The 21,709-nt window shown below is 33.6% G+C and carries 26 protein-coding genes and 2 tRNA genes; 12 read left to right on the forward strand and 16 right to left on the reverse strand.

Going from position 1 to position 21,709, the window contains the following annotated elements; all coding sequences use genetic code 11:
• The first annotated feature begins 44 nt into the window (after positions 1–44).
• From CIGNP91_RS01315 to CIGNP91_RS08550, 3 genes are read left to right on the forward strand one after another with little or no spacing between them, the layout of a single operon-like run.
• A complete protein-coding gene (locus tag CIGNP91_RS01315) occupies positions 45–680 on the forward strand; it encodes a carbonic anhydrase (protein WP_086225428.1) in 636 nt (211 codons plus the stop codon).
• Positions 643–2,481, forward strand: coding sequence for a mechanosensitive ion channel family protein (locus tag CIGNP91_RS01320; protein ID WP_086253142.1), 1,839 nt, complete (start codon positions 643–645; stop codon positions 2,479–2,481). The genes CIGNP91_RS01315 and CIGNP91_RS01320 overlap by 38 nt, the downstream gene beginning before the upstream one ends.
• Positions 2,465–2,617 carry a hypothetical protein gene (locus CIGNP91_RS08550; protein ID WP_179187280.1) on the forward strand — a complete coding sequence of 51 codons (153 nt, stop codon included), beginning with the start codon at positions 2,465–2,467 and terminating at the stop codon, positions 2,615–2,617. Before CIGNP91_RS01320 ends, CIGNP91_RS08550 begins: the two co-directional genes overlap by 17 nt.
• A gap of 106 nt (positions 2,618–2,723) precedes the next feature.
• On the opposite strand, the gene CIGNP91_RS01325 is transcribed toward CIGNP91_RS08550, so the two are convergent.
• Together CIGNP91_RS01325 and CIGNP91_RS01330 are read right to left on the reverse strand one after the other, a co-directional pair.
• A complete protein-coding gene (locus tag CIGNP91_RS01325; protein ID WP_086253143.1) occupies positions 2,724–3,224 on the reverse strand; it encodes an isochorismatase family protein in 501 nt (166 codons plus the stop codon).
• A 9-nt stretch (positions 3,225–3,233) separates the two neighbouring features.
• On the reverse strand, positions 3,234–3,992 hold the full coding sequence (locus tag CIGNP91_RS01330; RefSeq protein ID WP_086253144.1) for an exodeoxyribonuclease III: 759 nt from the start codon (positions 3,990–3,992) through the stop codon (positions 3,234–3,236).
• Between the two features lie 141 nt (positions 3,993–4,133).
• Here CIGNP91_RS01330 and CIGNP91_RS01335 point away from each other — a divergent pair, with 141 nt between their 5' ends.
• Positions 4,134–5,654, forward strand: coding sequence for a phosphoethanolamine transferase (locus CIGNP91_RS01335; RefSeq protein ID WP_236848354.1), 1,521 nt, complete (start codon positions 4,134–4,136; stop codon positions 5,652–5,654).
• A gap of 11 nt (positions 5,655–5,665) precedes the next feature.
• Positions 5,666–5,905 (forward strand): replication/maintenance protein RepL, encoded by a 240-nt coding sequence (locus tag CIGNP91_RS01340; protein WP_179186995.1) that lies wholly within the window; start codon positions 5,666–5,668, stop codon positions 5,903–5,905.
• Here CIGNP91_RS01340 and CIGNP91_RS01345 read toward each other — a convergent pair.
• Genes CIGNP91_RS01345 through rpsT form a run of 3 tightly spaced genes read right to left on the reverse strand, consistent with a single transcriptional unit; the run spans position 5,894 to position 7,793 of the window.
• Entirely contained in the window at positions 5,894–6,451 is a 558-nt protein-coding gene (locus tag CIGNP91_RS01345; protein WP_086253146.1) for a manganese efflux pump MntP, read from the reverse strand. The two genes, CIGNP91_RS01340 and CIGNP91_RS01345, sit on opposite strands and share 12 nt — an antisense overlap.
• Positions 6,451–7,518: a peptide chain release factor 1 gene (prfA, locus tag CIGNP91_RS01350; protein WP_086225313.1), complete on the reverse strand. Its 1,068-nt coding sequence runs from the start codon at positions 7,516–7,518 to the stop codon at positions 6,451–6,453. Before prfA ends, CIGNP91_RS01345 begins: the two co-directional genes overlap by 1 nt.
• Before the next feature lie 8 nt (positions 7,519–7,526).
• Entirely contained in the window at positions 7,527–7,793 is a 267-nt protein-coding gene (gene rpsT / locus CIGNP91_RS01355; protein WP_086225312.1) for a 30S ribosomal protein S20, read from the reverse strand.
• A gap of 168 nt (positions 7,794–7,961) precedes the next feature.
• On the opposite strand from rpsT, the gene glmM reads away from it, so the two are divergent.
• The 6 genes from glmM (at position 7,962) to CIGNP91_RS01385 (ending at position 10,846) form a co-directional block, all read left to right on the forward strand.
• The gene (gene glmM / locus CIGNP91_RS01360) at positions 7,962–9,302 is read left to right on the forward strand and encodes a phosphoglucosamine mutase (protein ID WP_086227268.1); all 1,341 of its coding nucleotides are present in this window, start codon (positions 7,962–7,964) and stop codon (positions 9,300–9,302) included.
• Complete coding sequence (gene lspA / locus CIGNP91_RS01365; RefSeq protein ID WP_086253147.1) at positions 9,295–9,741, forward strand: signal peptidase II; 447 nt, start codon at positions 9,295–9,297, stop codon at positions 9,739–9,741. Before glmM ends, lspA begins: the two co-directional genes overlap by 8 nt.
• On the forward strand, positions 9,741–10,109 hold the full coding sequence (locus tag CIGNP91_RS01370) for an NINE protein (RefSeq protein ID WP_086253148.1): 369 nt from the start codon (positions 9,741–9,743) through the stop codon (positions 10,107–10,109). Before lspA ends, CIGNP91_RS01370 begins: the two co-directional genes overlap by 1 nt.
• A gap of 50 nt (positions 10,110–10,159) precedes the next feature.
• A complete protein-coding gene (locus tag CIGNP91_RS01375; RefSeq protein WP_086229387.1) occupies positions 10,160–10,606 on the forward strand; it encodes a CopD family protein in 447 nt (148 codons plus the stop codon).
• Positions 10,607–10,682: 76 nt separating this feature from the next.
• Positions 10,683–10,758 (forward strand) — tRNA-Val (locus CIGNP91_RS01380).
• A gap of 11 nt (positions 10,759–10,769) precedes the next feature.
• Positions 10,770–10,846 (forward strand) — tRNA-Met (locus tag CIGNP91_RS01385).
• A gap of 392 nt (positions 10,847–11,238) precedes the next feature.
• Here CIGNP91_RS01385 and CIGNP91_RS01390 read toward each other — a convergent pair.
• The 5 genes from CIGNP91_RS01390 to CIGNP91_RS01410 all read right to left on the reverse strand — a co-directional run bounded on the left by CIGNP91_RS01390 (position 11,239) and on the right by CIGNP91_RS01410 (position 16,457).
• A complete protein-coding gene (locus tag CIGNP91_RS01390) occupies positions 11,239–12,777 on the reverse strand; it encodes a DUF2779 domain-containing protein (RefSeq protein WP_086253149.1) in 1,539 nt (512 codons plus the stop codon).
• 97 nt (positions 12,778–12,874) lie between these two features.
• Complete coding sequence (locus tag CIGNP91_RS01395; RefSeq protein ID WP_086253150.1) at positions 12,875–13,708, reverse strand: BspA family leucine-rich repeat surface protein; 834 nt, start codon at positions 13,706–13,708, stop codon at positions 12,875–12,877.
• 2 nt (positions 13,709–13,710) lie between these two features.
• Complete coding sequence (locus tag CIGNP91_RS01400; RefSeq protein WP_086224912.1) at positions 13,711–15,456, reverse strand: DUF262 domain-containing protein; 1,746 nt, start codon at positions 15,454–15,456, stop codon at positions 13,711–13,713.
• A 126-nt stretch (positions 15,457–15,582) separates the two neighbouring features.
• Complete coding sequence (locus CIGNP91_RS01405; protein WP_180380941.1) at positions 15,583–16,092, reverse strand: WYL domain-containing protein; 510 nt, start codon at positions 16,090–16,092, stop codon at positions 15,583–15,585.
• 65 nt (positions 16,093–16,157) lie between these two features.
• Positions 16,158–16,457, reverse strand: coding sequence for an HTH domain-containing protein (locus CIGNP91_RS01410; protein WP_086253152.1), 300 nt, complete (start codon positions 16,455–16,457; stop codon positions 16,158–16,160).
• Between the two features lie 300 nt (positions 16,458–16,757).
• Here CIGNP91_RS01410 and CIGNP91_RS01415 point away from each other — a divergent pair, with 300 nt between their 5' ends.
• Positions 16,758–17,498, forward strand: coding sequence for an SIMPL domain-containing protein (locus CIGNP91_RS01415; protein ID WP_086253153.1), 741 nt, complete (start codon positions 16,758–16,760; stop codon positions 17,496–17,498).
• Between the two features lie 28 nt (positions 17,499–17,526).
• On the opposite strand, the gene CIGNP91_RS01420 is transcribed toward CIGNP91_RS01415, so the two are convergent.
• From CIGNP91_RS01420 to leuB, 6 genes are read right to left on the reverse strand one after another with little or no spacing between them, the layout of a single operon-like run.
• Positions 17,527–17,970 (reverse strand): GatB/YqeY domain-containing protein, encoded by a 444-nt coding sequence (locus tag CIGNP91_RS01420; RefSeq protein ID WP_086253154.1) that lies wholly within the window; start codon positions 17,968–17,970, stop codon positions 17,527–17,529.
• Positions 17,967–18,812, reverse strand: coding sequence for a Ppx/GppA phosphatase family protein (locus tag CIGNP91_RS01425; RefSeq protein ID WP_086253155.1), 846 nt, complete (start codon positions 18,810–18,812; stop codon positions 17,967–17,969). Before CIGNP91_RS01425 ends, CIGNP91_RS01420 begins: the two co-directional genes overlap by 4 nt.
• Entirely contained in the window at positions 18,799–19,893 is a 1,095-nt protein-coding gene (locus tag CIGNP91_RS01430; RefSeq protein ID WP_086253156.1) for a CCA tRNA nucleotidyltransferase, read from the reverse strand. Before CIGNP91_RS01430 ends, CIGNP91_RS01425 begins: the two co-directional genes overlap by 14 nt.
• Positions 19,853–20,389 carry a CiaD-like domain-containing protein gene (locus CIGNP91_RS01435; RefSeq protein WP_086228332.1) on the reverse strand — a complete coding sequence of 179 codons (537 nt, stop codon included), beginning with the start codon at positions 20,387–20,389 and terminating at the stop codon, positions 19,853–19,855. Before CIGNP91_RS01435 ends, CIGNP91_RS01430 begins: the two co-directional genes overlap by 41 nt.
• Entirely contained in the window at positions 20,386–20,637 is a 252-nt protein-coding gene (locus CIGNP91_RS01440) for a hypothetical protein (protein ID WP_086224919.1), read from the reverse strand. The genes CIGNP91_RS01435 and CIGNP91_RS01440 overlap by 4 nt, the downstream gene beginning before the upstream one ends.
• Positions 20,634–21,704, reverse strand: coding sequence for a 3-isopropylmalate dehydrogenase (gene leuB / locus CIGNP91_RS01445; RefSeq protein ID WP_086224920.1), 1,071 nt, complete (start codon positions 21,702–21,704; stop codon positions 20,634–20,636). The genes CIGNP91_RS01440 and leuB overlap by 4 nt, the downstream gene beginning before the upstream one ends.
• Between the last annotated feature and the right edge of the window lie 5 nt (positions 21,705–21,709).

Below are 21,709 nucleotides of genomic sequence, written 5' to 3' on the forward strand. Positions count from 1 at the left end.
GAGCAAATTTGCATCACAATATAATAAACGGCGCAGTTAAATTCATGGAAGAAAACTTCATAGAGCACAAAGAGCTATTTGAACATCTAAGTAAAAAACAAGCGCCACACACGCTATTTATCGGTTGTTCTGATTCTAGAGTTGTCCCAAATTTGATTACCAATACCTTGCCCGGTGAGCTATTTGTCGTGCGAAATATCGCAAATATAGTCCCACATTATAGATTAGTAGATGAATTTTTAGCTACAACGGCTGCTATTGAGTATGCGATACATACTCTAGGGATTAAAAATATCATAGTTTGCGGACATAGCAACTGCGGTGGCTGCGAAGCGCTATATCAAAGCGATGATAAGCTAGCTAATACACCAATTGTCAAAAAGTGGCTTATGATAATTGAAGATATCAAAACTGAAGTTTTAAAAGACAAAAATATCACACCAGCCAAAAGAGCTTGGGTAACTGAAAGGCTAAATATCATTAACTCACTTCAAAATATCATGACCTTCCCAGGCGTGATAGACAAGCTCAAAGCCAAAGAGCTAAAACTATATGGTTGGCACTACATTATAGAAACAGGAGAATTATACAACTATGATGACACTACAAAAAGCTTTAAATTATTAGAAAAGAGCATCAACTATGAAGAAATTTACTCTCAAATTTTTACTGATTTTTAATCTATTTTGTAATATCTTATTATCAAATGAGCTAATTAGCGTAAGTGATAAAATCATATCGCTAAATTCTCAATTAACCATAATAAAAGAGCAAAATGCTAGCATTAATGATGAGATATCCATTCTACAAAAAGAAAAAGATAACCTTATCAAGAGCCTACCAGCACTCATAACTAGCAGTAGCGACTTCAATCAAACACAGATAAACTCATACATAAAAGCACTAAATAAAGAGCTTGCAAAATATAAGCCTAGCTCTAATCACTATATCAAAACTCAAATAAATTTAGCATCTATAAATTTAGACAAAATTTACTACCTAACTCTATCTCAAATTTCAATAGCCTTCAAAGACTACGACCAAACTCCAGATGAAGCCTTGATAGATGCTATAACTCAAATTCAAATCTCAAACTACCAAGAGATAAAAGCCCTAAGCCAAGACCAAACTCAAATTTATAAAGATGATATAGAGGCCTTAGAGCTAAAAAGGCAAACTTATAGCGAAATTCTCAACTATTTAAAGGATAATTCTGAACTATTTGATAGTAATTTTGTGTTAACTAGCCTAAATTTACAAAGCATAATTGACAAGATAAACTCATCTCTAAACCTCAACTCAAATTCTATAAATATCGGCAAAATAGCGATTATAATCTTAGTTTGTATATTTTTTATCTTAATACCAAGACTAACCTCACTTTTGCTTTATAGGATATTTATCACCATCTTATCACGCCATCAAAATACGCAAAATCAATTTAAAGAGCAGTTTGTAGCCGCTATAAGGCTACCGGTATTTACATTTTTTATTGTTTATGCTTTGAATTTGTCTTTGATAATTGCCTATTATCCTTCCACCATAAATATAGAGATGAAAAACTACTTCGATATCGCTTATAGCGTGGTTATAGCGTGGTTTGTGATAGGTGCCCTTGATGGATATGGCATAATGCTATTATCTAAAATCGCTCAAAAATCAGGCCGAAAAGAGGTGATAAATCTCATAATCAAAGTGCTATATTTCATCGTTATTCTCATTACAATTTTGATAATTTTAAGCAAAATTGGCTTTGATATCAGCACCATTATCGCCTCCCTTGGTATCGGTGGATTAGCCGTAGCACTAGCAACAAAGGATATTATAGCCAACTTTTTTGCCTCGATTTTACTGCTTTTTGATAGCTCATTTAGTCAAGGCGATTGGATAGTTTGCGCTGGAATAGAAGGCACCGTAGTAGAAGTAGGACTTAGAAAAACCACTATTAGAACCTTTGATAATGCCTTGGTATTTGTACCAAATTCAAAAATCATGAGCGAAAGTATCAAAAACTGGAATCGTCGCAAAGTCGGCCGCCAAATCAAAATGCAAGTCGGCCTAAGCTACACTACAAGCAAAGAGAGTATTCAAAACTGCATAAATGATATAAAACAGATGCTTTTAAATCACCCTGGCATCGCTAAAAGCGGTATAGATAGTGCCCTAAATAGCAATGACGCACGGATAAAATATCGCCAAAGTATGGTTTCAGTCGATGACCTAGATGGATATAAGAGCAATCTTTTTGTAGTGCTTGATGAGTTTGGCGATAACTCTATAAATATCTTGATATATTGCTTTAGCAAAAGCGTGATTTGGGGCGAGTATCTAGCTACCAAAGAGGATGTAATGCTAAAAATAATAGAGATAGTAGAGCGATATGATGATGCGAGTTTCGCTTTCCCTAGTAGAAGTCTATACATAGAATCCATCCCAAAAATTCAAATTTATAAAGGAGAAAATGATGACAAACAGATTTGATGATGATCTAGATGAAGATCTGCAAGATTATGAAGATGAGGAATTTTCTTATAAAAATTCTCGTAGTTACAACTATGATGAAAATGACTATTCATATGATAATGAGGACGAAGAAGATAGCTATGATATGGAGTAAATATAGTTAAATTTGTTAGTTCTAACTGCTGCTTTTATCTCTTGCAATATTAGTAAAACTTATTTTCTTTAGTGGCAATTTGCTATCACTAAAGAAAATAATAAAACTATTTTATCAATTTTGAAATAACCTTAAAGCTTGAGTGTTCAGCACTTTTGAGTAATTCAAATGCCACCATTTCAAGTGGTTTTACACTTATATTTTTTAAATTTGCATATGCAAGGGATTTATTTTTTGGATCTCTAGAACTAATACACTCATCAATTAGCGTAACATTATGGCCATTTTTTATTAAATCCAAAGCTGTTTGATATACACAAATATGTGCTTCAATGCCAATTATATAGATATTATTTACCATTGTTAATTGATCTTTTATAGCATTATAAGCGCTAAATTCCATCTTTTGGAATTTTTCATCTATAAAACAATCTAAACTATCTATAGTATTTCCAAGTCCTTTTGGATATTGCTCAGTTGCAATGATTTTTATTCCAAGCTCTTTAGCAATTTGTAAAAACTTTAACGAATTTGCTACTAACTCTTCTGCGTCACTCATCGCTGAAGTTAATCTCTCTTGAATATCTATAACCAAAACTAAACTCATAAAATTCTCCTACAAATCAATATCAATCCCAACTGGAGCGTGATCACTACCCTCGATATCACTTAATATAAAAGCATCTTTTAATCTATCTTTTAACCCTTGCGAGACAAAAAAATAATCAATCCTCCAGCCGACATTTTTAGCCCGTGCGTTAAATCTATAACTCCACCACGAATACGCATCTTTTACATCGCCATTTATAAACCTAAAACTATCTATAAATCCACTTTCAACAACCCTATCTATCCACTCCCTTTCACAAGGCAAAAATCCGCTTGTTTTAGCATTAGCCTTTGGATTTTTTAGATCAATTTCTTTATGAGCGGTATTTACATCACCGCAAAATATCACCCCTTTGCCCTCACTAACCAAAGCATTGATATAAACTAGAAATTTATCATAAAAATCCATCTTATACCCTAGTCTCTCATCACCTTGCTGACCATTTGGGAAATATATATTAAAAAGATGGATATTATCAAATCTATGCTCCAAAACTCTACCCTCATCATCATCAAAAAACTGCGATTTTAGATTTTGTGTTTTTAAATTTGATAAGCTCATCACACCCGAATACCCCGCTCTTTTAGCTGAATTTACAGATATATTCTCAAATCCTAGATTATAAATTTCGGCTGGTATCTTATCCTCGCTTGCCTTTATCTCCTGTAAAGCCAAAAAATCTGGCCTATACTCACCAAGCCACGAAAATCCATCTTTATTTACAACAGCCCTAAGCCCATTGACATTCCACGAAATCAATCTCAAATTTAATCCTTTTTTAATCTCATTATAATTCAAATTTTAAAATATTTTTTAAAATTTACAATCATTAACCATATTTTTATCATTAAATTACTAATTAACTATATAATCTATCTTTTTTAATTTAATTCAAAGGAAATTATATTGAGCTCAAACAAATTTATTCTATATTTTGCCCTATTTATCACAGTATTAAATTATAAATTTTTTGCCTTTGGGTTTGAAAATTTAAATTTCTCTGAAAATATCTCTACTTTATTAACCTTACCGATACTATTTTACTCGTTAATAGTATTTGTATTTGGCTTAATATTTTTGCCCTATATCACAAAGGCTTTAGCAATATTTGTAACCATCGTTGGCGTTGTTGGGGCCTATTTTATGAATGCCTACTCGGTAATCATCGATAGCGAAATGATAAGAAATGCTCTTCAAACAGACGCCAAAGAGGTTCAAGATCTATTAAATTTAAATATGATATTTTGGATATTTTTAGCCATTGTGGCTGTATTTTTGATAATAAAAGTCAAAATAACCAAAACCAATATCTCAACAGCCTTAAAAAATCGCACCATACTCATAATCTCTTCATTAGTAGTTTTTGGCTCTCTTTTTGGTATTTTAAGCAAAGATTATATCCCATTTTTTAGAAATTACAATCAAATAAGATTTTACACAACCCCATTTTATTCACTATACTCAAGCTACAAATATATAAAATCCCTATCACCAAAGGCCGAATTTACTCCTATTGGCCTTGATGCTAAACAGACAAAAGAGACAAAAAAGCTATTTGTCTTTATAGCTGGTGAGACTGCTAGAGCGGCAAACTACTCACTAAATGGATATGATAAATATGATACAAATCCATACTCAATAAAAAATGGGCTTTTAAGCTTTTCTAAGTTTAGTTCATGCGGGACCTCAACTGCTATAAGTTTGCCTTGTATGTTTTCAAATTTAAATAGAGATAATTTCTCCGTTGATATAGCCCAAAATAGCGGAAATTTACTAGATGTCTTAGAGACTGCTGGGATAAAAGTAAGCTGGATAGGAAATAACTCTGGATATTGCAAAGGCGTCTGCGCTCGCTTAAAAGATACCAAAAATTTTGGCGGCGATAGCTATGATGGCGTTATGCTTGAAGAGATACAAAATAGAATTCAAAATGCCAAAGAGAGTAGCTTTATAGTAATCCATCTCCAAGGTAGCCACGGACCTACATATTTCAAAAGATACCCAAAAGAATTTGCTAGATTTAGCCCGACTTGCGATACCGCTACGCTTAAAAACTGCACCTATGAAGAGATAGTAAATACCTATGATAACACAATTTTATACACAGATTATATAGTCAATCAAATAGTAGATATGCTAGAACAAAGCGATATGCAAACCGGATTATTCTATGTTAGCGACCATGGCGAGAGCCTTGGAGAAAACGGAATTTACCTTCATGGCGCCCCATATTTCTTAGCACCAGATTTTCAAACCAAAGTCCCAGCACTGCTATGGCTAAAAGATCAAAATCAGCTAGAAAGCTTAAAAATATTAAAAGATAATAGCTTTTCACATGATAATATTTTTCACACTATGCTAGGATTTTTTGATATCCAAACAAGCGTCTATAATCCAAACTTAGATATAATGTATCAAAAAGATTAATGGAGATAAATTTGGATAATATAGCTCTATATAAAAGTGTAATTTGTATGATTTTAGGGGATAAAAAATCAGAAATTATTGAGTTTATCATAGATAATTTAGATGATAATAAGAGATTTAAATACACTATAAAAGAGCTATGCGCTACGCTAAATATCAGCAAACCAACGGCCATTGATACCATAAATTTACTAACCCAAAAAAGGGTTATAAAAAAGATCAAAAATGGCCTATACCAACTAAATATCTAAATCAAAAATATGAGTTAATAAAATCTTAAATCCGATAATTATAAGGATAACCCCACCCAAAATAAGCGCCTTTTTCTCTAGCGCTTCACCTAGGTACTTGCCGATATAAACTGCAACAATACAAATAGCAAAACATACTAGCCCTACAACTATTGAGCTAACTGCGATACTACCGCCCTCAAAGCTAAGTGCTACACCAACAGCCAATGCGTCTATACTAGTAGCGATCGCCCCAATTATTAAAAGTTTTAAACTCAAATCAATACTACACTCTAGATTCTCTTCTTCTCTAGAATCTTTTATCATCTTAGCGCCCAAAACAAATAATATAAAAAATGCTATATAATGATCAATGGCTTCGACATATTTAATAAATTCAAGCCCTAAAAAGTAACCAATAAGCAACATAAGGGCTTGAAAAAATCCATAAATAAAGGCAATTTTGCTAATTTTAAATAAATTTAATTTTCCACATCTTGCGCCATTGGCTATGCCTAATGCTGCACTATCCATCGATAGTGCCACAGCCAAAAGCAGCAACTCCATCACAAGCCAGCACTCGCTATTGCATTTGCTTGATAATCAGCAATTAATGGATCGATAATTTCATCAAATAGCCCTCCGGCCATAATCGCATCAAGTCTATATAAAGTTAAGTTTATCCTATGGTCGCTAATTCTATTTTGTGGATAGTTGTATGTACGAATTCTACCACTTCTATCGCCTGTTCCGACTTGATCTTTTCTCTCTTGACTTTGGGCTGCTAGACGCTCTTTTTCTTGCATCTCATACAATCTGGCTTTTAAAACCTTCATTGCGGCTTCTTTGTTTTTATGCTGACTTTTGCCATCTTGGTTGACAACTACCAAACCAGTTGGTTTATGCGTGATTCTTACAGCCGAATCAGTAGTATTTACGCTTTGACCACCATGACCGCTACTGCGCATTACATCGATTTTAAGATCATTTTCATTGATAATAATCTCGCTATCTTGCACTTCTGGCATTACTGCTACTGTGATAGCAGATGTATGTACCCTACCTTGTGACTCAGTTTCAGGTACACGCTGAACCCTATGGGTACCGCCTTCAAATTTAAGTCTTGAATATGCACCATCACCTTTTATTAGCAAAATAATCTCTTTAAATCCGCCAGCACTTCCCTCGCTAGAACTAACAATTTCGAATTTATATCCTCTTTGCTCTGTATAGCGCATATATGCATTTGCCAAATCACCAACAAATAATGCTGCTTCATCTCCGCCAGTACCTGCTCTAAGCTCTAAAAATATATTTTTATCATCATTTGGATCTTTTGGAATAAGTAGAATTCTAATCTCATTTTCTAATCTCTCAAGCGCTGGCTCAAGCGTTTTAAGCTCATCTTTAGCCAACTCACCCAACTCAGGATCACCTAATAATTCACGATTCTCTTCGATACTTGATAAGATACTAAGATACCTATCACTAGCCTCTTTAATCGGTTCTAAATTTCGCTGTTCTTTGGAAAGCTCAGTCATACGAGATATATCACTAATGACTGATGGATCGCTTAGCAAGCTCTCAATCTCGCTAAAACGATCTATGAATGGTTGTAATTTTTGTGCGAGCATAAACTAGCTTACGCAGCTAATGTATTTACTAATTTTGCTAAACGGCTAACTCTTCTAGAAGCTGTCTCTTTTTTCAAGAAACCTTTGTTTACAAAGCTATGGAAGCTTTTATTTACATCTTTTAATGCTGATAATGCTGCTTCTTTATCGTTGTTAGCTACTGCAACTCTTACCGCTTTTGTTAAATTTTTAAGTCTTGTACGGTAGAATCTATTTCTCTCTGTTCTTTTAATGGTTTGTCTTGCTCTTTTTTCAGCAGATTTATGATTTGCCATAACTTACCTTTTTCATAATTTTAGCTCGGAATTATACCAAAATATTATTAATTAAAACTGAATTTAAGTATCTTTTAATATAGTAAAATAGCCAACTCTAGCACTATTTTTGTTAGTTTAACATTTTTAGCTAAAATACGATTAAATTTACAAATTTATGAGGATGATATGAAGCTATTTGGAACTGATGGAGTAAGAGGATTAGCAGGTAAAAAGCTCGATGCAATGACTGCTATGCGCCTAGCGATGGCTGCTGGAATTTACTTTAGAGCGCACTCTAAAACTAATAAAATTCTAGTAGGAAAAGATACAAGAAAAAGTGGCTATATGATAGAAACTGCTATAGTAGCAGGACTTACAGCAGTTGGCTATGATGTAGTGCAAATTGGCCCAATGCCAACTCCTGCTATTGCATTTTTAACTGAAGATATGCGTTGTGATGCTGGAATTATGATAAGTGCGAGTCACAATCCATTTTTTGATAATGGAATTAAATTTTTTGATGGGAGTGGCAATAAACTAGCTGAAGCCGATGAAAGAGAGATTGAAGAAATTTACTTTAATCTAGATTTAATCCAACACAATCAAAAAACTGGCCTAGATATCGGAAGCGCCAAAAGAATAGACGATGTAATAGGTCGCTATATCGTACATATTAAAAACTCCTTCCCAAAAGAGCTAACCTTAAAAGGATTAAGAGTTGTCCTAGATGTAGCAAATGGTGCAGCCTATAAAGTTGCTCCGACAGTATTTAGCGAATTAGGCGCTGAAATAATCGTTTTAAATGATGAACCAAATGGTTCAAATATTAATGAAAATTGCGGCGCTTTGCATCCTGAGAGTCTTGCTACTGAGGTTAAAAGACTTAGAGCTGATATAGGATTTGCATTTGATGGAGATGCTGATAGGCTAGTTGTAGTAGATGAAAAAGGTACAGTAGTCGATGGTGATGCGCTTCTTGGGGTATTGGCTAGCTATTTAGATGATAACAATATGCTAAGCAAAAAAGCAATAGTAACAACTGTGATGAGCAATGCTGCTTTAGATGATTACTTAAGCAAACGCAAAATTGCCCTCAAACGCTCAAATGTTGGCGATAAATATGTCTTAGAGATGATGAAAGAACATGGGATAAACTTTGGAGGCGAACAAAGCGGCCATATCATATTTAGCGACTTTTCTAAAACCGGAGATGGATTAGTCTCAGCACTTCAAGTTAGTGCATGCTTATTAAAAAGTGGTAAAAAAGCTAGTGAAATATTTGGAAAAATCAAACCATATCCACAAAAATTAACAAATTTAAAAATAGTACAAAAACGCCCACTTGATCAAATCAGCGGAATAAAAGAGCTTGAATCCGAACTAGAAAAACTCCATATTAGATCACTATTTCGCTACTCTGGTACAGAGAACTTAATTAGACTACTCTTAGAGGGCAAGGATGAAAATCTAGTCGCTCAAAAGATGGAAGAGGTAGAAAAATTCTTTTTAAAAGCATTAAATGAATAAGGTATTTTTACAATTTTTAGGCTATTTTGCTATCATTTTTGCAGCTGACCAGCTAATCAAATGGCTATTTTTGCAAGGCTTTAGATGGCAAAGCGATTTTATTGATCTAGTGCTAGTTTACAATAAAGGCGTTGCATTTTCAATGTTAGCATTTTTAGAAGGAAATTTAAAATATCTTCAGATTGCATTAATCGCACTTTTAGCTATTTATTTAATTAAGCAAAAAGAGCTTTTAAAGTCGCACACAGCGGCTTTTAGTTTGATTTTAGGCGGTGGATGTTCTAATATTTTTGATAGATTCATACATCCAGGCGTAGTCGATTATATATTTTGGCATAAGTGGTTTGAGTTTGCTGTATTTAACTTTGCTGATATTATGATAAATTTAGGCGTAGCTATAATCTTGCTACAAACCTTAATCCAAAAAAAGGCAAAGTAATGGGACGAAATATCTACATAGCCTATCTGTTATGGTTTTTTCTATCAGCTTTTAGCGCTCATAGAATTTACTGCGGAAAGTTTTTAAGCGGAGTTATGCAGTTAACACTATTTTGGATTGGAAGTGCTACGACAATATTTTTAATTGGCTATATATTTTTAGGATTTTGGCTAATATGGTGGCTAATTGATGCTTTTTTGCTTCATAGCTGGGTGGCAAAAATAAACGAGATAAGCGCATTGCAGCATAGTATTAGTGATATTAAAAATTTAGAAAATATAGAAAAACTTTACGAGCTTTACAAAAGTGGTGCTATAAATTACGAAGAGTATCTAAGGCAAAAAGATATGATTTTAAAAAATATTTAAATTCATTTATAAATCATATGCTAAACTTGCAAAAAAATTAAGGAGAAAATATGGAATTTCAAACCTATTTATGGTTAAAATGGTTGCACTATGCTGCTTTTATATCGTGGATGGCGATGCTTTTTTATCTGCCTAGGCTATTTGTTTATCATGCTGAACATATCGCAAATAACGGCTTTTGTGATGTTGTAAAGATTCAAGAATCCAAACTATTTCATGGAATTGGATGGATTGCGATGATTATTACGATAGCTTCAGGATTATTTATTTTAATTGGCGCTAAACCCGAACTAATGAAGCAAGGATATTTTCATATGAAATTACTTTGTGTAGTGATTTTAGTGATTTATCATTTTAGTTTAGGATATTTTATGAAACAATTTAAAGAAAATCGCTGCACAAAAAGCGGTAAATTCTTTAGAATTTATAACGAAATTCCAACAATCATTATGTTTGTGATTCTTTATGCTATGCTTGTAAAGGCAAATTTGGTATAAATTTTAAATTCAAGCCCAAAAATTTATTCAAATTTAAGGCTTGAATTTGTATAATTCTATTCTTTTTAGCCAAAAAGGTTCTATAGCTCAGTTGGTAGAGCATCACCTTGACATGGTGGGGGTCACAGGTTCAAGTCCTGTTAGAGCCACCATAATCCTTTGTGCCTCGGTAGCTCAGCTGGTTAGAGCGCTGGTCTCATAAGCCGGAGGTCGGGAGTTCAAGTCTCCCCCTAGGCACCAATATTATTTTTTTAGCGCTTTTTTAAATATTTTAAACCCTATAAAATTGATATTTAATTAGATTTAAACTTTGTGTTATTATCTTATTTTGTTTATTTTTGAGTTAAAGCATATCCAAATCAAACCTATAAAAAATTCGAGTATTGATTTAATAACAACACAAACAACTCTCTTGCAATAATAAGCGAGTAGCGTGATAGTCAAACGATACTAATTATCATTTGACGACGCTGCGAGACATAAAGGCAAAGCCCTTATGCGTCATTACGAAGGAGTGAAACGACTGCGGCAATCTCGCATTAAGGTTTTCGAATTTGATTTAAATTTGAATTTTGAGATTGCCACGCTTTTGCCTTTGCCAAAAGCTCACAATGAAAGGCAAATATGAAAGCTTATTCAACTAACTCTTTTAGCCCTTCTAGCACCTTCACCATAGCCAAAGTATCAAGCCCACAATACGCTAAAAGCTGTTTTCTTAACTCCTGTATTTTATCAACGCTTTTATCCTTAAAACTAGGAAAAGCTTGCATAGCTTCACCGCCATTAGAGATTTCTCCTTTTGCTTTCATGGCTTTATATCCTTCATCTATGCTTGGCGCTAGTATAGGTTGTATATCTTTAATAGAATAACCTCCATTTTGCTTATAATCATAAAAATACCTTTTATCAAATGGTAGCATTAAATCTTTTATATTATCATGTATAGCCATCAGATGCTCTGCTAAATTAGGAAAGATACTAGCCAAGCTTTTAAGCACGCCTTTTTCAAATTTAGCATTATAAGCCAATACACATACATCTTTTGGTATGTCATTTACCAATCGCTCTGCTAGCTGCAAACGCGGATCGCAAAACTCATTTGGCAAAAACTCTTTATGTGTAGGAGTGCTTCCATCACCTTTATCTATATGTAAAGAGTATTGAAATGGTATTTGCTCGTATGGTTTAGTCCCACGCCATAGCGGAATAGCTACTTGAAAGGTCTCAAAGTCTAAATGATAGATCGGATAGCTAAGAGTAGATAAAAACTCTCTTATAGCATTTTTATCTACTATTCTTAGTTTTTGCTGGCGAGCTTTGATTTGCGTTAAAAAATAAGGTGGAATTTTATCAAAATTTTTAATTTCATCAATTGTTTTTATATTGTTATGAAATAACTCAAAAAGAGTTTGTCTATTAAACTTTTGCTTACCACCAAGCAAGGCTATATCAAAAACGCTACCTTCTACTAAAGCACCAGCTTGCCTCCAGCAATAATTTTTTGCTTCACACTCATGCGGCTTACCGCACTGTATGCCTATATCGCACTTTGGCTCATCTTTTTGCTCTAAGATTTTCTCAAAATGCTCCACATTTTCTTTTATACTATTAAACTGCTTTTTGGCATTTTGCGTAAGGTCAAGGATATAAAATAACTGATGAATATCAAGCTCATCGCCCCTTATATAATCGCTATTAAGACAAATCAAATTTACATTTTTGACATTATATCCAAGTGAAGCTAGAACAAAGTATTGAAAAGCTGTGTCATTTAAATAAGCTTCATTTGGTCGAGGCCTTGATGGATTAATGGTGCTTGATTTGACTTCATTTATCACCAACTCACCACTAGGCAAAATCTCCAAAATATCCACCATAATCAAAGCGCTTTTAAAACTAAAAGTTGCTTCATAAATATATCGAGTGCCTTTTGCGATCAGCTCACTAGTTTGGGCTATTTTTTCATCAAAAGTAGAGTTTTCCCATTTTATACGCTCACCGCCAGCAAATAGCTCACAAGCTAGCTCGCCCACTTCATTACCACGCTCAAAAATAGCCTCCAAACTAGCATTTGGCTCAAACACCCTCTCATCGCCTTTGCGATGCTTGCTTAGCCACATTAATTTAGGGCATTGAATACCATTTACATAAAGAGATTTTGAAAGACCCATTTTATTTCCTTTAATTAGTGAATTACATTTTATACACTCTTGACATTTACAGACTTTTTAACTCATTTTTTCAAGCATATTATACTTTTTTATTGTTTTAATTTTCTAGCTCTCCATAGGTATAGGCTTTGGCTCCTTCAAACATACCACTCATATCAGTAACTTTAGAGACATTCCAGTTATTTAATGGTTGATTAAAGTTTGTAGCTCCATAAAACATATAGCTCATATTTTCAACATTAGACACATCCCAATTAGATATATCAGAGTTGAAATATTTAGCACCAGAAAACATGCTACTCATATCAGCAACTTTAGATACATTCCACTTTTCAAGTGGTTGATTGAATTTTTCAGCTTCGTCAAACATACAGCTCATATCAGTAACTTTAGATACATTCCAGTTATTTAATGGTTGATTAAAGTTTGTAGCTCCATAAAACATATAGCTCATATTTTCAACATTAGACACATCCCAATTAGATATATCAGAGTTGAAGTATTTAGCATCTCCAAACATACTACTCATATCAGTAACTTTAGAGACATTCCACGCATTCATAAGCTGATTATAAGATTTAGCTCCAAAAAACATATAACTCATATTTTCAACATTAGACACATTCCAATTATTTAATGATTTGTTGAAAGTCTTTGCGAATATAAACATATGGCTCATATCAGTTACTTGGCTTACATCCCATTGCGAAATATCCATATTAAAGAATTTCGCGTCATCAAACATACTAGACATATTAGTAACTTTTGAAACATCCCAATTTTCAATACCGCTAAAATCCTTTCTGTCCGTGCTATTAAACAAATATGACATATCAGTAATAAGGCTTGTATCTATATCACCTAGCTTGATTTCAAGGTTATCTACTAGCTCTTGTAACTCTTCTTTTGTTTTTGGTTGAAATTTTGCCATTTTTACTTCTCAATATTCTCTTTAAAAAACGCCACCAATCTGTCATAGATTTTATCTCTGCGTTTTTCTATATCATCTTTTCGCCAATCGCTTTTATCATATTTGGATAATTCTTGCGCTTCTAAGATCTTTGATTTAGAGTATTGCTCTTTTTTATTATCAAAGTAGTCGTTGCTTGCTTCTATATTTAGCTTTTGTTCAAGCCACATTTGATTGCCAATAGAGTTTATAAGTGGCTTTGCTTCATTTGCCCACTTCTCATAGTCCCTTCTGAATTTTTGCGGAAATATATGCTCTATGTGTAAATTCCCAATCCCTACTTCTTGATCTGGATATTCTAGGTATAGATAGAGTTTTAAAAGAGCTTTTATAAGGCTAGTTGTACTATTAAATTGATCTTTAAACATCTCACTTTCTAAAATCTCTTTTGTATTTGTTTTAAAGTCTATTTTGCCATCTTTGTATAAAGATACATAGGCGTTAAATATTATCGGTCGCACTTCAAATAAAGACTGCTTGTTGATGAGTTTTACAAGAATATTAGCAACAAGTTTAGCCAAAAACTGCTCGTGGTCTTTAAAGTAGTCAAGTCCTTTATCTTTGCAATACATAAAATATACGCTATCAAGGTATTTCCAATACTCATTTGGTATATACTCTAATACTTCATAAAATTGCAAGGATCTATTGCTAAGCTTACTTCTATATTCGCCATTCCAAAATTTACTTAGCTCTTCAATCTCGCTCATTGTTTCATTTTGTGTCAAGATACGACCTTTATCTTCGCTAAAAAATTTTCTTAATCCTATCTCATTGCGATTATTGCCATTTCTAGCTCGTATTAAGTGCATATAATTTCTAAATATGAAATTCATATCTATACCATCGTTTTTATTATCGTCAAGAGACTCTTCGATCTTTTTCCATTTTTCTCCAAAGGCTTCTTTTTCGTTATCGTCTTTGGATTCAAATATAGTGTTTTTAAATATATCAGAATCACTTAGCGGTATGCCACGATTATTGAGTGTATTGAAAATTCTTAATGCGTTTTCGAGCTTTTTGTTCTTATCGGCACCACCGCATTCAATAGTCAATACAATGAATTTTAAAAGCAGCGTTTGACAAAATTCCGGCCATTTCATCACAAGATCTGAATTTTGTATTTTTGAAACGAAAAAAAGATAATTTCTCTCATAAGGCGATTTTGTACTTTTTATCGCTTTTTCTATATTTTTAGGTAGCTCATATTCATCGTGTAAGATTGATTCTAATATCTCTTTATCTTTTTCTTTTGCAACTTTGCTTTCAAGATGAGAGGATTTTTTATCAATTTTATCTGTCACAAAATTAATATCCCACAAACATTTCTCAAAACTTTTTTGTAGTCCTTTTAGATTTTCACTGCCGATGGCATTGTTTCTTGTCTTGTCATACAAAGCTTTAATCAATAGCATTAGCGTAGTTGTCCTTTGCTGTCCATCTACGATATGCTGTTTGCCATCTTGCTTATACATTACAATAGACCCTAGAAAATATTGCTCATCATCTTCTTGGTTATTTTCTTTTTTATCCATTTGAACTTGGAAAAAGCTTTCGATATCACTCCACAATTGCTCACACTCATCTGTCGACCAAGTATAAGGCCTTTGATAAATGGGTATCAAAAACTTATTAAACTTACTCTCATTATTAGGAATATCAGAAAAATATTTTAAAATAGATTTTTGTTCTGTTTTCATTTCTGCCATTTTTTCTCCTTGTTTATTTATGGTTTAATTTTAGAATATTACAATACATTTTTAGACATTAATTGTCTGTATTTTAAATTTCTATGTAGAAAATTGTAACTTTTTATATTTGTAAATATTAATCATCTATGTTTCAAGTTTTTCTATATAGCTTTGCAATTCTTGCTTTATATCATTTGCTAGCCAAAGTGGCTCTAAAAGCGTGATATGTGGTAAATATTCATATATTATAGGCTTTACTTGCATTTTATCGTTTGCGTAGATTTCTATTATTAATGAGCCGTCTTTGAATTTTTCTATAATTCGTTGTGTTTTTAATGGCTTACGAATCAAATATTTAGATATTTGTGAATTTATTAACAGCTTAACGCTAAAGGATTCTGCATTGCTAAACCATACAGAATTAGCATTTCTTAATACATTACTTACATCAGTACAAAGTTTAAAATGTGTATTTAATAGCTCGATATTTTCTAACTCTTTTAAATAAAATGTCTTTACAAAGCCATTTTCTTCGCATACTAAATACCAAAAACCGCCAAAAAGTGCGATTTTTAAAGGATTTATAGTGCGAAACTTACCTGCATAGTTTAATCTAATTTGAAGTTTTTGGTTGATTGCAGATTGTAAAAGCAAGATATCATCAATATTGCGACTTTCTAAATTTTCGCTATTAATATCTGTAAAAAGGGTTGAATCAGCTAGGTTGAGCGCCCCCCCCGGTTACCATGAAGAAATTTATTAACTCTTTTATAAAAATCCAAACCAAGCGCAAGTGAGAGCTTTTTAAGCGTATTTATCACAAAAGAGTTTTGGCTAACTGGCTTTATACTCCAGCTTTGCCCTTTTCTTTGTAATTCGCTCAAAAGAAGCGGACTTTTAAGATCTCTTTCTATGGTTTTGGTGCTTACATTTAGCTTATTAGCAAGTTCTGTAATATTTTGGCTATTTTGAGATAATATTTCATAAATTTTAGCTATTCGCTCATCTTTGCTCGCCATTTCTATCCTTATGTAAAATAGAGTTACAAATTATAATATATTAAACAAAATATAAACTGAATAATAAAAACTAAAAAGTATAATTTATATATCGTATATCTAAATATTTCAAAAAAATTTAAATACAAAAAAATATAAATTTAAACCCATTTGAAGTTAATATAATGTTAGATGGTTTTTTAAGTAATTTTTTTAAAAAAATAGAGCTTAGCTTGGGTAACAAGCTAAGCGGTATAAATTTAACCAAATATTTTATTTTTAGCTGTAAAATACTAAATTATTTTAAAAATAAGGATAAGTATGTTAAATCTTCTTTTTAAGTCGCTTTTTGCTTTGGCTGTGCTTATAGTATTCATCGCTGGTGTGGTATTTGATGCTAAGTTTTTATCTCAAAATCAGTTTAGTGATAAAGAGCTTAAATTTAATCGCACAATTACACAGAGCGTGGAGTTTATTCCGGATCAATTTAGTGCAAATATTAGCTTAGAATCTACAAATGCTTTGCGTACCAAAGACCAAATAGCTCCAAATGAGCTAGAAATTATCACTGCTACACTTGATAAGGCGTTAAAATTAGCCAAAGATAGTCAAATTTGTAAAGCTTCTACCTACTCAATAAATCCAAGCTATAGCTACAACGATGGTGCTAGAATCATCACCGGACAGCTTATAAACTTTGATATTGGATGTAAATTTGATAAAAATAGCATTGATAAATATGATAACTTAATTACTCAATTAAATACGCTATTAAAAAATAATGAGTTTATAAGCATTAATCTACCAGCCATAACTCCATCAGTATCAGATGCCATATCAACACAAAATAACGAGCTACTACACATTAAAGTATTAAATAACGCTATGCAAAAAGCACAGCTTTACTCAAATGAGCTTGGTAAAAATTGTGTATTAAATAGCGTTGATTTTACCGGAACTAGCCACCCAGCAGTATATGCAAACCTAAAATCAACCCAAACGCCAATAGAGTCCAAACATACCCAAACCCTATCGGCAACAACCACATATAACTGCAAATAATAAAGCCCCTAAATGGGGCAAATTTAAATTATGAAAGTGCCTTTTTAGCCGCTTCGCTCATACGCTTACCATCACATGCTGAGCCGATGGATTCTTTGGCTAGTTTCATCAATGCGCCTAAATCTTTAATCCCATTTAAGCTATTTTGCGCTATCAGCTCTGATATTTTCGCCTTCAATTCATCATCGCTAAGCTGTTTTGGTAGATATCTAGAGATTATCTCTATCTCGCCAAGCTCCTTTTGTGCTAGGTCATCTCTACCGCCGTTTTTATACTGCGTGGCTGAGTCATTGCGACGCTTAATCTCGCTTTGTAAAATTGTAAAGATTCTAGCGTCATCTAGCTCCACTCTCTCATCAACTTCAATCTGCTTAAATGCCGAGTTTATCATACGCAAGGTATCTCTCTCAAAACTATTTCCAGCTTTCATCGCTGCTTTTATATCGTTTAAAATTTGTGCTTTTACGCTCATTTTATCTCCTTTAAATTTAATTTTTTTGCTATAAAAAGACCCTCTCGCAAACCATCATCAATCACTATACACGGGTTAAACCCTACTAAATTTGATAAAATCTCACACCCTTTAACAATCAAATCGGCACGATTTTTACCTACTAGCTCATCTTTATTTGGTATAGTTTTTAGCAAATTTGCCGCCCAGTTTAAATCTGTATTTTTAATCTGCACTCCATTTATCAAATCTGCTCTATAATTAGTATAATTTAACCCTTGCTTAAGCGCTGCAACTGTTGTAGGTACGCCAGAAGTTAAAATAATATTGTTAAATTTAAACTGCTTAATAAACTCTATAGCCATTGATATCTCAGCCCTCTTATTGCTCTCTAAGGCTGTGATAATCCCAAAGCTAAAACTACGACTTACCTCGCCAAAACTAATCTCTGTACTAGCTCCACCAAGATCGATTAAAAGAGAATCTTTTAGATTAAGATTTAAAATTTTAGCACGATTTTCTACACCTAAACGGGTTAAATATGCTTCAACTTCACCACTAATAATATTAAATTCGATACCAAATTCAGCTCTAATATCCCTAAAAAATTCGCTAGAATTTGACGCTTGTCTAAAAGCCTCAGTCGCTACTGCTATACTAGAGCTAAATGACGCCTCAGTACAAAGCTGAGCCACTGCTGTTCTAATGCGTTCCATAGCATCTATGGCTAATCCAGTATGGCTTAGCCCACGAGCTGAACCAACTATCCGCTCAAAGCTATAAACGCACTCAAACAAACCGCTACTAAGCAACTCCATTTTACAGGCTCTAATCGTGTTGCTTCCAAGGTCAATTGCAATCATTTAAATAATCCTTTATAGCCTTGATTTTAAGTCTTTTTAGCTCATCGCCATACGCTTTGCCAGTTGTCTTGATACTGGTGGTATCAATATGCGGTGAGAATTTACAATCATAAATTCCCAAATCCTTTGCTATCTTAATTCTAGCCTTGCTATCAAGTCCAAGCCACTGACAAAGCGGCATATCAAGGGCGATTTTAAGTAGTTCAAATTTACTTACTCGCCTTAAAAATGGCTGTTTATAAGATATAGAATAGCAATTTGGCAAAGCAAGTCTAGAGATAAGAGATTTGCCATCAATAGCATAATAGTTAATTAAATGGTATAAAAATGAAGCCTTGTGAGTGTGAATTTTATTTGAAATTTGTTGTATAAATCGCTCATCAAACTCCACGCCAAAAAGCTTTAAATCTAGCCCAAGCTCACTAAGTAACTCCATTGCACGTCTTTTAAATTTAGCTATAAAAAACTTTTCAAGCTCTAAATATATGCGGTTAGCACTTAAATCGCTTATATCTATTTTTTGCATAATCTTAAGACTATCGCTATTACAAACCAAATCAAATCTAGCAGCAAACTGAACTCCACGAAGTACTCGTAAACTATCATCGCCAAAAGTTTTAGGGTTAGTAACTCTTAATCTTTTAGCCATTAAATCACTCACGCCACCCCAAAAATCCAATACCTCACCGCTAAATATATTTACCATAATTGAATTTATTGTAAAATCTCTGCGTGCGCTAGCTATGCGTTCATCATTGCAATACTCTACACTAAAACCCTTATGACCATATCCGCTTTTAGATTCAGTTCGTGGCAGACTTAGATCATAGTTTTTTAACTTATAGACAAAATAGCTCTTACCCACACCTACAGCACCGCACTCTTGCATCAGGGCATCAAATTTATCTGGCGTAATATCGTAAATCTCAATATCATAATCTTTTGAGCCAATTCCTAGTATAGCATCACGCACCGATCCGCCAACTAAGTAGGCTCGTTTTGTATGGTTTAAAAGTAATTTTTTAAGTTCGTCAAAATCGCTATTTTGAGAGATTTGATAGCCTATTGTCGATACTAGCAAGCATAAATTCCAAAAATTTAATCGTCATATCCATCCTAAATTCCCTATTACTACTATCAGCGCTATTTAGCCCCTCAAATAGCACGCCAATTCTCTCTTTTAGCCCTTGTAGATATAACATCTCGCTTGATCCAAGATTTTTTTGTGCTTGTGGCCTTGTCTGGGCTTGTGGTTGGAGTTGCGGCTTTGGCTGCGGTCTTGATCTTAATGGTTCTGAAGTATCCATAGATGCGACTCTAGAAGCTAGCATCTCCTTTATCTCCATAGCATTTTTCTTAGCAGCCTCTTTTTGCGCTATAGTTTGAGCTTTAAACTGGGGCTGCATAGTTTGACGAGGTTCTTGATTAAAATCAAACTCACGCCTTAACTCATTAGATTCATCATTATCGCTTGCTTCTTCAACGATAAAGCCATTTTTAGCCACAGCACTGCTTGTGCCTTGTAGTTGAGCATTTACCTCATCAATAGTAAGCTTGGCAATATCTTCTAATCTCATATCTTTATCAACCACCTTTTAAATTCTCTTATACCAGCATCATCGTTTTCTTTTAAATTTAGATAAAACTCTAGCATCTGTTCATTTGTCTCGCCATTTTTGCGCTTTAGACCACTTAGCCGTCTAATAGCTGAGCGTGCTTCTTGATTGTTTGGATCACGCATTAAAATATTTTTATAAACCTCTAGAGCCTCATCTCTTAGCCCTTGATTTTCGTAAATCAGAGCCTCTGTAATTGTGCCTCTCATTGTTTTTTGATATAGTCACTAATAATTGAGCCGATTTCACTAGTTGTACAGATCTCAACTGCGTCAAATTTAGCGATATCTTTGGTTCTATAGCCATCTTTTAATACAGCTTTTATAGCGTTTTCTATGCAGTTTGCTGCTTCATTTTCACCTAAGGCATATCTTAACATCATTGCAGCTGAAAGAATCATAGCTATAGGATTAGCAATACCTTGTCCAGCTATGTCTGGAGCACTTCCATGGATTGGCTCATAGATTCCTACATCACCACCCATTGAAGCACTTGGAAGAAGACCAATAGAGCCACAAACCATACTAGCCTCATCGCTTAAAATATCTCCAAATAAATTTTCAGTCAAAATAACATCAAATCCAGTTGGATATCTCACAAGTTGCATAGCTGCATTATCTACATACATATACTCAAGCGTTACATCTGGGTAATTTTGTGCTACTTTTGCTGTTACTTCACGCCATAATTGACTAGTTTCAAGTACATTTGCCTTATCTACCATACAAACTTTTTTACGTCTTTTCATCGCTGCTTCAAAGGCAATTTTAGCAATTCTTTCAATCTCGCTAACTGTATAAGTCATTGTGTTATAGGCTCTATCTTCGAGCTTTTCTCTAGGCTGACCAAAGTATAATCCACCAGTTAGCTCTCTAACAACTAAGATATCTACACCCTTTATAACCTCAGCTTTTAATGTTGAGGCGTTAATAAGCTCATCATATATCATTGCTGGACGCAAATTTGCATATGCGTTTAGTGATTTTCTAAGCTTTAATAGCCCACTCTCTGGGCGAAGATGTCTAGGTAGATTATCCCATTTCTCACCACCAATCGCACCAAAAAGTACCGCATCGCTCTTTCTAGCGCCATTTAATGTCTCATCAGGAAGAGGCTCACCAAAGACATCTATTGCTGCCCCTCCCATCAAATAGTACTCATAATTTAATTCAAAATTAAATTTAGCACTCACACTATCAAGAACTTTTATAGCTTCATCAGCGATCTCTGGGCCGATTCCATCGCCTTTTATTACACAAATATTATAACTTTTCATAAATA

The sequence above is a fragment of the Campylobacter sp. P091 genome (assembly GCF_002138935.1).
In the GTDB taxonomy this organism is placed as follows: Bacteria; Campylobacterota; Campylobacteria; order Campylobacterales; family Campylobacteraceae; genus Campylobacter; species Campylobacter devanensis.

Excerpts from the sequence above, each read along its gene's own strand:
- CIGNP91_RS01315 (WP_086225428.1), top strand. The coding sequence starts at position 45 with ATGGAAGAAAACTTCATAGAGCACAAAGAGCTATTTGAACATCTAAGT.
- CIGNP91_RS01320 (WP_086253142.1), top strand. The coding sequence starts at position 643 with ATGAAGAAATTTACTCTCAAATTTTTACTGATTTTTAATCTATTTTGT.
- CIGNP91_RS08550 (WP_179187280.1), top strand. The coding sequence starts at position 2,465 with ATGACAAACAGATTTGATGATGATCTAGATGAAGATCTGCAAGATTAT.
- CIGNP91_RS01325 (WP_086253143.1), bottom strand. The coding sequence starts at position 3,224 with ATGAGTTTAGTTTTGGTTATAGATATTCAAGAGAGATTAACTTCAGCG.
- CIGNP91_RS01345 (WP_086253146.1), bottom strand. The coding sequence starts at position 6,451 with ATGGAGTTGCTGCTTTTGGCTGTGGCACTATCGATGGATAGTGCAGCA.
- prfA (WP_086225313.1), bottom strand. The coding sequence starts at position 7,518 with ATGCTCGCACAAAAATTACAACCATTCATAGATCGTTTTAGCGAGATT.
- rpsT (WP_086225312.1), bottom strand. The coding sequence starts at position 7,793 with ATGGCAAATCATAAATCTGCTGAAAAAAGAGCAAGACAAACCATTAAA.
- glmM (WP_086227268.1), top strand. The coding sequence starts at position 7,962 with ATGAAGCTATTTGGAACTGATGGAGTAAGAGGATTAGCAGGTAAAAAG.
- lspA (WP_086253147.1), top strand. The coding sequence starts at position 9,295 with ATGAATAAGGTATTTTTACAATTTTTAGGCTATTTTGCTATCATTTTT.
- CIGNP91_RS01370 (WP_086253148.1), top strand. The coding sequence starts at position 9,741 with ATGGGACGAAATATCTACATAGCCTATCTGTTATGGTTTTTTCTATCA.
- CIGNP91_RS01375 (WP_086229387.1), top strand. The coding sequence starts at position 10,160 with ATGGAATTTCAAACCTATTTATGGTTAAAATGGTTGCACTATGCTGCT.
- CIGNP91_RS01390 (WP_086253149.1), bottom strand. The coding sequence starts at position 12,777 with ATGGGTCTTTCAAAATCTCTTTATGTAAATGGTATTCAATGCCCTAAA.
- CIGNP91_RS01395 (WP_086253150.1), bottom strand. The coding sequence starts at position 13,708 with ATGGCAAAATTTCAACCAAAAACAAAAGAAGAGTTACAAGAGCTAGTA.
- CIGNP91_RS01400 (WP_086224912.1), bottom strand. The coding sequence starts at position 15,456 with ATGGCAGAAATGAAAACAGAACAAAAATCTATTTTAAAATATTTTTCT.
- CIGNP91_RS01410 (WP_086253152.1), bottom strand. The coding sequence starts at position 16,457 with ATGGCGAGCAAAGATGAGCGAATAGCTAAAATTTATGAAATATTATCT.
- CIGNP91_RS01415 (WP_086253153.1), top strand. The coding sequence starts at position 16,758 with ATGTTAAATCTTCTTTTTAAGTCGCTTTTTGCTTTGGCTGTGCTTATA.
- CIGNP91_RS01420 (WP_086253154.1), bottom strand. The coding sequence starts at position 17,970 with ATGAGCGTAAAAGCACAAATTTTAAACGATATAAAAGCAGCGATGAAA.
- CIGNP91_RS01425 (WP_086253155.1), bottom strand. The coding sequence starts at position 18,812 with ATGATTGCAATTGACCTTGGAAGCAACACGATTAGAGCCTGTAAAATG.
- CIGNP91_RS01435 (WP_086228332.1), bottom strand. The coding sequence starts at position 20,389 with ATGAGATTAGAAGATATTGCCAAGCTTACTATTGATGAGGTAAATGCT.
- CIGNP91_RS01440 (WP_086224919.1), bottom strand. The coding sequence starts at position 20,637 with ATGAGAGGCACAATTACAGAGGCTCTGATTTACGAAAATCAAGGGCTA.
- leuB (WP_086224920.1), bottom strand. The coding sequence starts at position 21,704 with ATGAAAAGTTATAATATTTGTGTAATAAAAGGCGATGGAATCGGCCCA.